Annotated in this window: 8 protein-coding genes; 6 read left to right on the top strand and 2 right to left on the bottom strand. The window is 66.1% G+C overall.

What is annotated here, in order from left to right; all coding sequences use genetic code 11:
• Positions 1–325: 325 nt before the first annotated feature.
• The 3 genes from trxB to E1742_RS25110 all read left to right on the top strand — a co-directional run bounded on the left by trxB (position 326) and on the right by E1742_RS25110 (position 2850).
• Entirely contained in the window at positions 326–1276 is a 951-nt protein-coding gene (gene trxB / locus E1742_RS25120; RefSeq protein WP_134387755.1) for a thioredoxin-disulfide reductase, read from the top strand.
• Between the two features lie 21 nt (positions 1277–1297).
• Positions 1298–1981 carry a Smr/MutS family protein gene (locus E1742_RS25115; protein WP_134387754.1) on the top strand — a complete coding sequence of 228 codons (684 nt, stop codon included), beginning with the start codon at positions 1298–1300 and terminating at the stop codon, positions 1979–1981.
• Between the two features lie 236 nt (positions 1982–2217).
• On the top strand, positions 2218–2850 hold the full coding sequence (locus E1742_RS25110) for a trimeric intracellular cation channel family protein (protein ID WP_134387753.1): 633 nt from the start codon (positions 2218–2220) through the stop codon (positions 2848–2850).
• A 64-nt stretch (positions 2851–2914) separates the two neighbouring features.
• Here E1742_RS25110 and E1742_RS25105 read toward each other — a convergent pair whose 3' ends face one another.
• Together E1742_RS25105 and E1742_RS25100 are read right to left on the bottom strand one after the other, a co-directional pair.
• Positions 2915–3253 carry a P-II family nitrogen regulator gene (locus tag E1742_RS25105; protein WP_134387752.1) on the bottom strand — a complete coding sequence of 113 codons (339 nt, stop codon included), beginning with the start codon at positions 3251–3253 and terminating at the stop codon, positions 2915–2917.
• A 34-nt stretch (positions 3254–3287) separates the two neighbouring features.
• On the bottom strand, positions 3288–5342 hold the full coding sequence (locus tag E1742_RS25100; RefSeq protein ID WP_134387751.1) for an NAD(+) synthase: 2055 nt from the start codon (positions 5340–5342) through the stop codon (positions 3288–3290).
• A gap of 97 nt (positions 5343–5439) precedes the next feature.
• On the opposite strand from E1742_RS25100, the gene E1742_RS25095 reads away from it, so the two are divergent.
• From E1742_RS25095 to E1742_RS25085, 3 genes are all read left to right on the top strand, one after another.
• Positions 5440–6594 carry a GNAT family N-acetyltransferase gene (locus E1742_RS25095; protein ID WP_134387750.1) on the top strand — a complete coding sequence of 385 codons (1155 nt, stop codon included), beginning with the start codon at positions 5440–5442 and terminating at the stop codon, positions 6592–6594.
• Positions 6595–7105: 511 nt separating this feature from the next.
• Positions 7106–8776 (top strand): ShlB/FhaC/HecB family hemolysin secretion/activation protein, encoded by a 1671-nt coding sequence (locus tag E1742_RS25090; protein ID WP_134387749.1) that lies wholly within the window; start codon positions 7106–7108, stop codon positions 8774–8776.
• A 33-nt stretch (positions 8777–8809) separates the two neighbouring features.
• Positions 8810–12424, top strand: a complete 3615-nt coding sequence (locus E1742_RS25085) for a two-partner secretion domain-containing protein (RefSeq protein WP_134387748.1) — start codon at positions 8810–8812, stop codon at positions 12422–12424.
• Positions 12425–12493 lie beyond the last annotated feature (69 nt).

The following is a 12493-nucleotide window of genomic DNA, read 5'->3' as shown; positions in this document are numbered from 1 at the left end:
TCTGGGCTCTGTTGACCCCGGTTTTGTTGCGCACGGAATTTGTCGCAGGGTAAAGTTGCTTCTAATGCCCGTATTTTAAGGCATCCACGGGCCAGCCGGCCTTTCTGTTGCAGCCGGTTGCATATATATGTGCGCCTTCGGTGCCGTTCTTTCCCGGAACGGCGGGGGCGGCCGGAACGGTTTGGCGTCATTCCCTTTATAATCGCTGTTTGCTGCCGTGAATCGTCGGGTGCGCAAGACGCAGCTCTTGTGCAAGACTCCGCTCTTGTTCTTCACGGCAATGCCCCAACTTTCGTTGTATCCCAATCTCGCGAGAAGAAGCTCCATGACCACTACCAAACACGCCCGCGTCCTGATTCTTGGCTCCGGCCCAGCCGGCTACAGCGCCGCCGTCTACGCCGCGCGCGCCAACCTGAAGCCGATGCTCGTGACCGGCGTCGAACAGGGCGGCCAGCTGATGACCACGACGGACGTCGAGAACTGGCCCGGCGACCCGCTGGGCGTGCAGGGGCCGGAGCTGATGCAGCGCCTGCTGCAGCACGCCGAGCGTTTCAATACCGAGATCGTGTTCGACCATATCCACACGGCCAGGTTGTCGGAGAAGCCATTCCGCCTGATCGGCGACGCCGGTGAATACACCTGCGACGCGCTGATCATCGCCACCGGCGCGTCGGCACAGTACCTGGGCCTGCCGTCGGAAGAGGAATTCATGGGTCGCGGCGTTTCCGCCTGCGCCACCTGCGACGGCTTCTTCTACCGCGGCCAGGAAGTGGCCGTCATCGGCGGCGGCAACACGGCGGTCGAGGAAGCGCTGTACCTGTCGAACATCGCCAACAAGGTCACGCTGATCCACCGCCGCGACAAGTTCCGCGCCGAGCCGATCCTCGTCGACCGCCTGATGGCCAAGGTTGCCGAGGGCAAGATCGAGCTGAAACTGAACAACAGCCTGCATGAAGTGACGGGCGATACGAGCGGCGTGACGGGCCTGACGCTGAAGTCGAACGACGGCGAACTGTCGAATATTTCCGTGCACGGCTTGTTCGTGGCAATCGGCCACAAGCCGAACACGGGCATCTTCGAAGGCCAGCTGGACATGCACAACGGCTACCTGAAAACGCGTGCCGGCACGGAAGGCATGGCGACGTCGACATCGATCCCCGGCGTGTTCGCCGCCGGTGACGTGCAGGACCACGTCTACCGCCAGGCCATCACGAGCGCCGGCACGGGCTGCATGGCCGCGCTGGACGCCCAGCGCTACCTCGAAGCGCAAGAGTAAATCGTCAAAGGAGCCGGCACGATGGCAGGACTGAAAAGCTTTGCCGACCTGAAGGGCCTGAGCAAACAGCTGAAGGAAGACGGCGAGGCGAAAGCGGCCGCGGAAGCGGAGCGCATCGCGCTTGAAAAGCAGCGGCTGGCCGAGGCGAACGTCTTTCGGGGCAGCCTGGGCGGCGTGAAGAAGCTGCCCGAATCGAACCGTTACGTGCCGCGGGCGCCGAAACCGATTGCCGTCGCGTCGGCGCCGAAACGCAAGCTGAACGCGCTTGATCAGAAGGAAGACGACGCGGCCGTGATGCGCGAAGCCATGCTGTCCGACCTGTTCGAGGTCGATCACTACATGGAAGAAGACCCGGCGCTGAACTACCTGGCGCCCGGTGTCGGCAACGACGTCATGAAGCGGCTGCGCAAGGGCTACTGGCCCGTGCAGGACGAACTCGACCTGCACGGCATGCGCCGTGACGATGCGCGCAACGCGATCGGCACGTTCCTGATGCGCGCCAACCGGCGCGGCCACCGCTGCGTCTGCGTCATCCACGGCCGCGGCTTCGGCTCGAAAGGCCAGGAGCCCGTGCTCAAATCGATGGTACACAGCTGGCTGGTGCAGACGGACGGCGTCATCGCCTTCAGCCAGGCGCGTGCTTCCGAGGGCGGCGAAGGCGCTCTCATCGTGTTGCTGCGCGCGGCACTGCGCCCCGAACGCTAAAAATCGCAGAGCCGGAAACCGGTGACGGGCTCCGGTTTCCGGGCAAGACGATTGGGAAATCGGAGCCTGTCACCGGTTTTTTACGCCACCGAACGCGGAAAACCAGAAAACCGGTGACAGGCTCCGATTACCGGGCAATATTTCCCGCGAAATCGGAGCCTGTCACCGGTTTTCGCTCTTTGCTGCTGTCGCCACGCATGTTAACCTGTGGGAACTAACCACTCACAGCGCGCCGCATGCAACTCGTTCCCCACGTTTCGCTCATCACCGTCATCGAAGTGGTGGCCATCATGGTCGGGGCTTTCTCGGGGTTTGTCGAGGCGCGACGCAAGCGGATGGATATCGTCGGCGTCATCATCGTTGCCTTTATCGCCGCGTTTGGCGGCGGCACGCTGCGCGACATCCTGCTGGACAAGCGGCCCCTGTTCTGGGTTGAGCACCAGGAATACACGATTCTGCTGTTCGTGATGGCGCTGACGGTGGCGCCATTCATGAAACACCTGCGCCATATCGTTTCCGAGCGCCTGATCGTCGTGGCCGATGCCGTCGGCCTGGGGCTGTTTGCCGTGGCCGGCGTATCGCAGGCGCAGACAGCCGGCATGCCCGTGTTCATCGCGGCGATGATGGGCGTCATCACCGGGATCTTCGGCGGCGTGCTGCGCGATATCGTCTGTAACGAAGTGCCGATGGTCTTCCGCGACGGCAAACCCTACGCCATCTGCGCCTTTGTCGGCTGCTGGCTGTACATCCTGTTGCAGCAGGTCGACAACGTACCGAACGACTTCGCCCTGTGGCTCAGCGCGGCCACCATCTCCATGCTGCGCCTGCTGACGTGGAAGTTCGACATGCGCATCGGCCGGCCCTCGTGATCAGCTGCTGAGCCCATGTCCCATCGCGGTGCCCGGCATCGCGATTGGGACACGGGCTGGTCCATCAGACGGCTTCCGCGCCCGTCTCGCCGGTACGGATCCGCACCACCTGCTCGACGTTCTGCACGAAGATCTTGCCGTCGCCGATCTTGCCCGTGCGGGCGGCCTTGATGATGGCGTCGACGACCTGCTCGGCCACGCCATCGTCCACCACCACTTCCACCTTCACCTTCGGCAGGAAATCGACGACATATTCCGCGCCGCGGTACAGCTCGGTGTGGCCCTTCTGGCGCCCGAAGCCCTTCACTTCCGTGACGGTCAGGCCGGTGACGTTGACCTCGGCCAGCGCCTCGCGCACTTCGTCCAGCTTGAACGGCTTGATAACGGCGGTAATCTGTTTCATTGCATTCTCCTTATTGATGAATGGTGCGATAGGGTCAAGCGTCCGGCACGGTCTTCAGGTTCTCCAGCCAGACCACCGATTCGGCATCGCTCGGCGCGCGCCAGTCGCCGCGCGGCGACAGCGAACCGCCCGAACCCACCTTCGGCGCGTTTGGCACGCAAGTGCGCTTGAACTGGCTCTGGAAGAAGCGGCGCATGAAGATGCCCAAGTTGTGCTTGATGTCCTTGAGCGCGTATTCGTTGCGCGCCACGTGCGCCTCGTCCGGCCACGTGCCTGCCGTGCGGTCCTTCCACGCATGGTGCGCGAGGAAGGCGATCTTGGCCGGCGTGAAGCCGAAGCGCAGCGTGTAGTACAGGTTGAAGTCCTGCAGTTCGTAAGGGCCGATGACGCTTTGCGTGCTTTGCGCCGGCGCCTTGTCGTCGTTGGCCTTGCCCGGCACCAGCTCGGGGCTGATCTCGGTATTGACCACATCCAACAGCACCTGTGAGTCGTCATCGCCAAACTGGCGGCTTTCCGCCACCCAGCGCACCAGGTGCGAGATCAGCGTCTTGGGCACGCTGGCGTTGACGTTGTAGTGCGACATATGGTCGCCCACGCCATAGGTGCACCAGCCCAGCGCCAGCTCGGACAGGTCGCCCGTGCCGATGACGATGCCGTTGTGGTGGTTCGCCAGCCGGAACAGGTGGCTGGTGCGTTCGCCCGCCTGCACGTTCTCGAACGTGACGTCGTACTCCTCGCGCCCTTGCGCATACGGGTGGCCGATATCCTTGAGCATCTGGATGCAGCTGGGGCGGATGTCGATTTCGGCGGCCGTGCAGCCGACAAAGGCCATCAGCCGGCGCGCCTGCTCCAGCGTGCGCGAACTGGTGGCGAACCCGGGCATCGTGTACGCCATGATGTTCGTGCGTGGCAGCTTCAGGTGATCCATCGCCTTGGCGCAGACCAGCAGCGCATGCGTCGAATCGAGGCCGCCGGAGATGCCGATGACGGCCTTCTTCACGCCACTGGCGGACATGCGCTGCACCAGCGCGCCCACCTGGATGTTGTAGACCTCCATGCAGCGCTTGTCGCGCAGCTGCGGGTTGGCCGGCACGTATGGGTAGCGCGCAACCTTGCGCTGCAGCGGCAGCACGTCGCGCGCCGGCACTTCCAGCGCGAAGCTGACGGTGCGGAAGGCGGCGATCTGCTCCGCGTGGCGCGCCATCGACTGGCCAAACGTGTTGGTGCGCATGCGGTCGCGCGACAGCCGCTCCAGGTCGACGTCCGCGAAGATCAGGTGCGAATCGTCCTGGAAGCGCTCCGCCTCGGCCAGCAGCTCCCCGTTTTCGTAAATGAGGGCCTGGCCGTCCCACGCCAGGTCCGTGGTCGACTCGCCCCGCCCCGCCGACGAATACAGGTAGGCGGCCATGCAGCGGCCCGACTGCTGCCCGACGAGCTGGTGGCGGTAATCGGATTTGCCGACGACGATGTTCGATGCCGACAGGTTCACCAGCACCGTGGCGCCGGCCAGCGTCGCATACGACGACGGCGGAATCGGCACCCACAGGTCCTCGCACGTCTCGATATGGAACTTCATCAGTGGCAGGTTCGCCACCTGGAACAGCTGCTGCGCGCCGAACGGCACGCGCTGGCCCAGCAGTTCGATCTCCGTCGAGATGGCGTCGTCCGCGCTGCTGAACTGGCGCACCTCGTAGAACTCGTTATAGTTGGGCAGGTAGATCTTCGGCACGACGCCCTGCACCCGTCCGCCGGCAACGACGACGGCGCAATTGAAGAGCCGGTGATCGACGCGCAGCGGCAGCCCGACCACCAGCGCGGCGGGAATCCGGATCGATGCCTCGACCACTTTCGCCAGCGCTTCCAGCACCGCTTCCTGCAACGCCCGTTGATGGAACAGGTCGTCGCACGTGTAGGACGACAGGCCCAGCTCGGGGAACGCCACCAGCAGCGCGCCCTTGGCGGCGCCTTGCTCGGCCAGCAGGATGGTCTGCTCGGCGTTATACAGCGGATCGGCGACGCGGCAGCGCGGCACGCCCACGGCGACGCGGACGAAATCGTGCGAATACAGATTGTGGAATGGTTGCGGCATGGGACCAGTGAAGGGACGTGAATGGCGAAGATTTTAACATTGACCTAACGATACAGTGCATCCGGCGTCCGCCCCGGAATTTGCGTACAATCCGGCGATGACCTATCGCACTGGCGTCCTTTCCTCCCTCGACGAAGCCGGCGAAGCCGCATGGACCGCGCTGCTGGCGCGCCAGGCGTCCGGCCTCGATCCCAATCCCTTCCTGTCGCATGCCTTCCTGCACGCGCTGCACGAATCGGGCAGCGCGTGCGCCGATACCGGCTGGCAGCCGCAGTATCTGGCGATCTGGGATGATACGGATGGGGGCAGCGAACTGGTGGCCGCCATGCCGCTGTACGTCAAGTCGCACTCCTATGGCGAATACGTATTCGACTGGGCCTGGGCCGATGCGTACCACCGCAACGGCGTGGAGTATTACCCGAAGCTGCTGTCGGCCATTCCGTTCACGCCCGTGACGGGGCCGCGCCTCCTGGCGAAGGACGATGCCGCACGCGCCCTGCTGATCGACTATCTGATCGCGCAGCAGAGAGCGGCCGGCATGTCGTCCACGCACGTGCTGTATCCGCCGGAAGCACAGGCCGCGCAACTGCACGAGGCGGGCTTCATGCTGCGCTCGAACGTTCAGTTCCACTGGCTGAACCAGGGTTACGGGGACTTCGAGGCGTTCCTGGCCACGCTGGAACACAAGAAGCGCAAGAACATCCGCGCCGAGCGGCGCAAGGTGCGCGAAGCCGGCGTGACGATGCGGCGCGTGCGCGGTGCCGATGCAACGGACGCCGACTGGCGCTTCTTCCACCGCTGCTACAAGAACACGTATGCCGAGCACCACTCCTCGCCCTACCTGAACCTGGACTTCTTCCGGCGCATCGGCAGGGCGATGCCGGGAAATATCCTGCTCGTCATCGCCGAACGTGATGGCCGGCCCATCGCGGCGTCGCTCGTCATCCACACGGCCGACACGCTGTACGGCCGTTACTGGGGCGCCATCGAACACGTCCCCTGCCTGCACTTCGAGACGGCGTATTACCAGCCGCTGGAGTTCTGCATCGAACAAGGCATCGCCACGTTCGAAGGCGGCGCGCAGGGCGAACACAAGATGGCGCGAGGCTTCCTGCCCACCAAGACGTGGTCGGCCCACTGGCTCGCCCACCCCGCCTTTGCCGACGCCGTCGAGCGCTTCCTGGCGCGCGAAAGCGGCGGCATCGAGGCCTACATGGATGAACTGAACGAACGCAATCCATTCAGGGCGTGACCGCCGAGCCGTCGTCTGCCGGCACCTCGCAGCCGCCGTGCTCACCGACCGCAGGGAGCGTTGTGACAACACGTGTAGTTATCGACCACGTTTGCGGGGCACTTCTGTCGTATATCCGCACATCGCTCCATTAATACAGGGAACCGGCGTAAATCCCGCGCCATCCTGCTACTCTCCGGTCTTGCGCAATAAAGCCATGCCTTGATCCGGATACCCCTGCCGGCCGACATTTAACGTACTGCCTTCTTTCCGGCGACATGCACGCGCCGGTTGCGTCACTCGCAAAAGAGTGGCCACTCCCGGGCTTGCCGCCGAATCTTCCGGCGCACGAATCCGGCCTCCCTCGCCGGCGCCACCAGTCATCCGCGCCCGCACCGTCTGCCAGATATTCCTTGCGCCTCATCCGCGACGACGTCCGCACGCACCTGCCAGGTGCGTCGGCGTAATCGTCCGCTCGCCTGCAGTACCGCGAGCCGTTGGGTGCGCCGTTAGCTAACCCGTAAAGCCAAGAATGATGAAAACCAAATTGATCCCATGCGCGCTGCTGGCCATAAGCCACGGCGTGTTCGCCCAGCAGCTCCCGAGCGCCGGCAGCCAGATGCAGCAGATCCCCCCAGCGCCGGTACCGGAAAAACGTTCGCCCGCCCTCCCCGCCCCCGCCACCAGCCCCGCCGCCACGGCGTCCGAGCCGGCCGGCATCAGCATCGTTGTCAAGCGCCTGGGCGTGACCGGGTCGCAGGTCTATTCCGAAGCCGAACTGCTGGCGTTGACCGGCTTTGACGCCGGCAGCCGGTTGTCGCTCGCCGACCTGCGCGCCATGGCCGCGAGAATCGCCGCCTTTTATCACCGCAACGGCTACTTCCTGGCGCAGGCATTCGTGCCGCAGCAGGACATCCGCGACGGCGCCGTCACGATCACGGTCATCGAAGGCCGTTACGGCAAGGTCGCACTGCGCAACGGCAGCCGGGTTGCCGACAACGTGGCGAACCGCCTGCTTGGCGGGCTGGACGAGGGCGGCATCGTCGCCATCGAACCCCTGGAAGAACGGCTGCTGCTGCTGTCGGACCTGCCCGGGGTGGGCGTCAAGTCGACGCTCGTACCCGGCGCATCGGTCGGTGCCTCCGACCTGATCGTGGATCTGATCCCGGGCCCGCGCGTGTCCGGCAGCGTCGACGCCGACAACGCCGGCAACCGCTACACCGGCGCCTGGCGGGTCGGCGCGACCCTCAACCTGAACGAGCCGGCCGGACAGGGCGACGTGGCCACGTTGCGCGTGCTGAGCTCGGGTTCCGGGCTGAACTACGCCCGCCTCTCCTATCAGGCGCAGATCGGTCGAGCCACCGCCGGCGTCGCCTACAGCCATCTGCGCTACCGCTTGAAGCGCGAATTTGCACCGCTGGACGCCAGCGGCACGGCGCAAATTGCCAGCCTCTACGGCGCCTATCCGCTGCTGCGCTCGCGCGACACCAACCTGACCGCGCTGGTGAGCTTTGACACGAAGCGCTTCGAGGACCGGGTCGGCGCCACGTCGAGCGTCGCCAACAAGCGCTCGCGCGTGCTGACCGCGAGCCTGTTTGGCGACCATCGCGACCGGCTCGGCAGCGGCGGTCTCAACACTTACGGGCTGGCCCTGTCGGCCGGCGAGATCGACCTGCGTACGCCGGCGCTGCGCGCGGTCGATGCCGCGTCCGCCGGCAGCGACGGGCGCTTCAACAAGCTGGCTTTCAACGCCGCGCGGCTGCAAAGCGTGACGGAGTCGGTATCGCTGTATGCCGCCATCAATGGCCAGCTGGCCTCGAAGAACCTGGATGTGTCGGAAAAAATGGAACTGGGCGGCATGTATGGCGTGCGCGCCTATCCGGAAGGCGAGGCCTACGCGGACCAGGGCTACGTGCTGAACCTGGAAGCACGCCTGGCCCTGCCCCGGTTCTCGGCCAGCCTGCCGGGGCGAATGCAGCTTGTCGGCTTTGTCGATCACGGCGACGTCAGCACCAGCAAGGACCCGTGGACGACCGGGTCGAACCACCGGTCGCTGTCCGGCGCCGGTGTCGGGCTGATCTGGGGCGACACCAACAATTTCGTCGTCAAAGGCTACTACGCCCACAAGCTGGGTGGCGGAAAGGCCCTGTCCGCGCCGGACTCGGCAGGCCGCTTCTGGCTCCAGGCCATCAAGTATTTCTGATCTCGTCGAGCAATCTCAATCACAGGTAACCCAATGAACAATATCTATCGATCGATCTGGAACGACGCCGCCGGCACCTTTGTTGCCGTCTCCGAGCATGCCAAAGGCGCGGGCAAGCCATCCTCCGGCGCTACCGGGCTTGCCATGACGGCACTGACCATGACGGCGCTCGCACTGTCGCTGATGATGATCGGCACGGGCGCGCATGCGGCGCCGACCGGCGGCGTCGTGATGGCAGGGACCGCCACCATCGGCGGCACGCCGGGCAGCATGGTGATCACCCAGACGACGCCGAACGCGGCGATCAACTGGCAGAACTTCAACGTGGCGGCCGGCGAATCCGTGCGCTTCGTCCAGCCTGGCAGCAATGCCGTGGCGCTGAACCGGGTGCTGGGATCGGACCCGTCGAGCATCCTCGGCACCCTGTCGGCCAACGGGAAGGTGTTCCTGATCAATCCCAACGGCATCCTGTTCGGCAAGGGCGCCACCGTCAACGTCGGCGGCCTGGTCGCCTCCAGCCTGGCCCTTGGCGACGCCGATTTCATGGCGGGCCGCTACAATTTTGCCGGCACCGGTACGGGCGCGGTGACCAATCTCGGGACGATCAACGCGCCGGGCGGCTATGTCGCGCTGCTGGGCGCCCAGGTCGGTAACGACGGCATCATCGCCGCCAGGCTCGGCAGCGTTGCGCTGGCCGCCGGGAGTGCGATCACGCTCGACGTTGCCGGCGACGGCTTATTGAATGTCGGCATCAGCCAGGGCGCAGTGGACGCCCTCGTGCGAAACGGCGGCCTGATCCAGGCGGACGGCGGCCAGGTGCTGCTGAGCGCACGCGCCGCCGGCGGCCTGCTGCAGGGCGCCGTCAACAACAGCGGCGCGATCGAGGCGCGCAGCCTGGAACAGCGCAACGGCACGATCCGCCTGACGGGCGATGCCGCGACGGGCACCGTGCAGGTCGGCGGCACGCTCGACGCCTCCGGCCTGGCCGCGGGCGAGACCGGCGGCACGGTGCAGGTGCTCGGCAACAGCGTCAACCTGGCCGGCGCCATCGTCGACGCGTCCGGCGACGCCGGGGGCGGCCTGGTGCACATTGGCGGCGGCTTTCACGGCGACACTGCCATCGCGCAAGCGCATGACACCGTCGTGGACGGCGGCGCGGTTCACGCCGACGCCATCGGCAGCGGCAACGGCGGACGGATCGCCGTCTGGTCCGCCGGCGACACGGCGGTCAACGCCACGCTGACAGCACGCGGCGGCGCCCGGGGCGGCGACGGCGGCTTTATCGAGACGTCAGGCAAGAACGTGGTACTCGGTAGCGGCACTCACGTCAACACGCTGGCACCGCATGGCCGCACCGGCGCCTGGCTGCTCGATCCGGTCAACTGGACCATCGCCGCCGCCGGCGGCGACGAGACGCCGGACGACGTGACGGCCAGCCTGGCCAGTTCGGATCGCCTGATCACCGCGACCAACGACATCACCGTAGCGGACGCCGTTGTCTGGACCACGGGCCAGAAGCTGCAACTGGACGCAGGTCACGACGTGCGGATCAACGCGGCCATGACGGCCAGCACCGCCGGCTCCGCCATGGTCCTTATTGCCGGCAACGATGTGCTGGTGAACGCCGCACTGACGGCCAGCGCCATGGGTTCGCGCATCGAGCTGACGGGCGGGCGCGATGTCACCAGCACGGCAGCCGTGACGGCCAGCGCCGCCAATGCGAAGATCGCGATGAGTGCCGGCCGCAACCTCAGCGTGGCCGCCGTCACGGCCGACGGCGGCGGTTCGGCCGACCTGGTCGCCCGGGGCGACGTGGTGGCAAACGGCCAGATCAGCGCCGACAACGGCGTCGTGACGTTGATTGCCGACAACGACGGTACCGGCCCGGGCATCGCCGGCGGCACCGTGCGCTTCATCGAGCCGGCCTCCGTCAGCGCCATGGCGACGACGATCCGCTTCAATCCGGCCACCTACACCGGCACGACCACCGAGATCGCGGCTTACACGGACAAGGTTGCCTCCGGCACCATCGATGCCAGGGCATGGGTATTCGGGCAGGCCGACAACAAGGTCTACGATGGCAATAACGCGGCCACCCTGTCGTTGCGCGGCGATCCGCATACCGGCAACAGCGTCGCGCTGGTGGCAGGCAATGCGACGTTCGACAACAAGAACGTGGGCACCGCCAAGCCGGTCGCTTTTACCGGCTATACGCTGGGCGGCGCGGACGCCGCGAAGTTCGCGCTGTTTGCGCCGTTCGGCACGACGGCAGGTTCCGGCACGACAGCGGCCGACATCACGCCTCGGCCCCTTATGGTGACCGCGACGGGCACCAACAAGACCTATGACGGCAACAGGAACGACGTGGTCGCACTGGCGGACAACCGCGTGGCCGGCGACCTGCTCGACCTCACCGCCACCGCGGCGAACTTCGTCGATCCCAACGTCGGCGACGGCAAGGCGGTCTCTGTGACCGGCATCGGCATCAGCGGCGCCGATGCGGCCAACTACACTGCCAACGCGACCGCGGCTACCACCGCCAACATCACGCCGGCACCGCTGACCGTGCGCGCAAACGATGCGACCAAGACGTACGGCCAGACCCTGGTGCTGTCGCCATCGGCCTTTACCCAGACCGGGCTGGTCAACGGCGAGACCATCGGCAGCGTGAATCCGGCCAGCGCCGGCACGGTGGCGAGCGCCAGCGTGGCCGGCAGCCCGTATGCCATCGTTCCGGGTGCCGCCGACGGCGGTACGTTCACGCCGTCCAATTATGCCATCACCTATCTGAACGGCACGCTGGTGATTCAGCAGGCTCCTTTGACAGTGACGGCCGACAGCGTGACCAGGGCCTATGACGAGAGCGTGGCCCTGACCGGCTTCACCACCAGCGGCCTGGCCAACGGCGAAACCGTCGGCAGTGTCACCCAGACCAGTCCCGGCACCGTCGCTTCGTCGGCCACGCCGGGTACCTACATGATCACGCCCAGCGACGCCACCGGCGGCACCTTTACACCCGGGAACTACGCGATTACCTACACGCGCGGCACGCTGACCGTGCAGGCAGCGGCCGTTGCGCCGCCCGTTGCGCCTCCGCCCGTTGCGCCGCCGGTTGTAGTGCCGCCGGTTGTAGAGCCGCCGGTGATTGTGCCGCCGGTGGTGGTCCCGCCGGCAGTGGTTCCGCCGGTGACGCCACCGGCACCGGTCACGCCGCCGCCGTCGACGCCCGCCTTGCCGCCAGCGCCGCCGGCACCAACCGCGCCGGCAACGCCGCCGACGCCTTCTTCGGGTGCCGCACAGCCGTATCCACCGGTGCAGACGCCCATATCGAACGTGCCGGTCGCGACGCGGGACACCGCAGCGCCCGTCATCGTGCTGGCGCCTTCGGAAGTCGGGCTGCAGACACTCTCGCTGCCTCCCCGCTTCGACGAGCCGCGACCGGACGTGCCTGCAGCGCCAGTGCCCGTGCAGGTTCCCACGGCGTCAACTGACGTGCCAGTGCCCGTGCAGGTTCCCACGGCGTCAACTGACGTGCCAGTGCCCGTGCAGGTTCCTACGGCGTCACCTGACGCACCAGCCGGGAAACCGCCGTCCGAACCCGCAACCACCGTGCCTGCGCACCGCATCAGGAAGCAGGACCGCAACTGACGTGCGAATGCCCGGCCGGCACGCTCCGGCCGGGTGCGAACATCGCGTTACCATCCGACCACGCATATG

The organism is Pseudoduganella plicata (assembly GCF_004421005.1).
Taxonomy (GTDB): domain Bacteria; phylum Pseudomonadota; class Gammaproteobacteria; order Burkholderiales; family Burkholderiaceae_D; genus Rugamonas; species Rugamonas plicata.
This window is presented reverse-complemented; position numbering and strand designations above follow the sequence as displayed.

Coding starts and splice junctions, on each gene's coding strand:
- trxB (WP_134387755.1), top strand. CDS start 326: ATGACCACTACCAAACACGCCCGCGTCCTGATTCTTGGCTCCGGCCCA.
- E1742_RS25095 (WP_134387750.1), top strand. CDS start 5,440: ATGACCTATCGCACTGGCGTCCTTTCCTCCCTCGACGAAGCCGGCGAA.
- E1742_RS25105 (WP_134387752.1), bottom strand. CDS start 3,253: ATGAAACAGATTACCGCCGTTATCAAGCCGTTCAAGCTGGACGAAGTG.
- E1742_RS25090 (WP_134387749.1), top strand. CDS start 7,106: ATGATGAAAACCAAATTGATCCCATGCGCGCTGCTGGCCATAAGCCAC.
- E1742_RS25110 (WP_134387753.1), top strand. CDS start 2,218: ATGCAACTCGTTCCCCACGTTTCGCTCATCACCGTCATCGAAGTGGTG.
- E1742_RS25115 (WP_134387754.1), top strand. CDS start 1,298: ATGGCAGGACTGAAAAGCTTTGCCGACCTGAAGGGCCTGAGCAAACAG.
- E1742_RS25085 (WP_134387748.1), top strand. CDS start 8,810: ATGAACAATATCTATCGATCGATCTGGAACGACGCCGCCGGCACCTTT.
- E1742_RS25100 (WP_134387751.1), bottom strand. CDS start 5,342: ATGCCGCAACCATTCCACAATCTGTATTCGCACGATTTCGTCCGCGTC.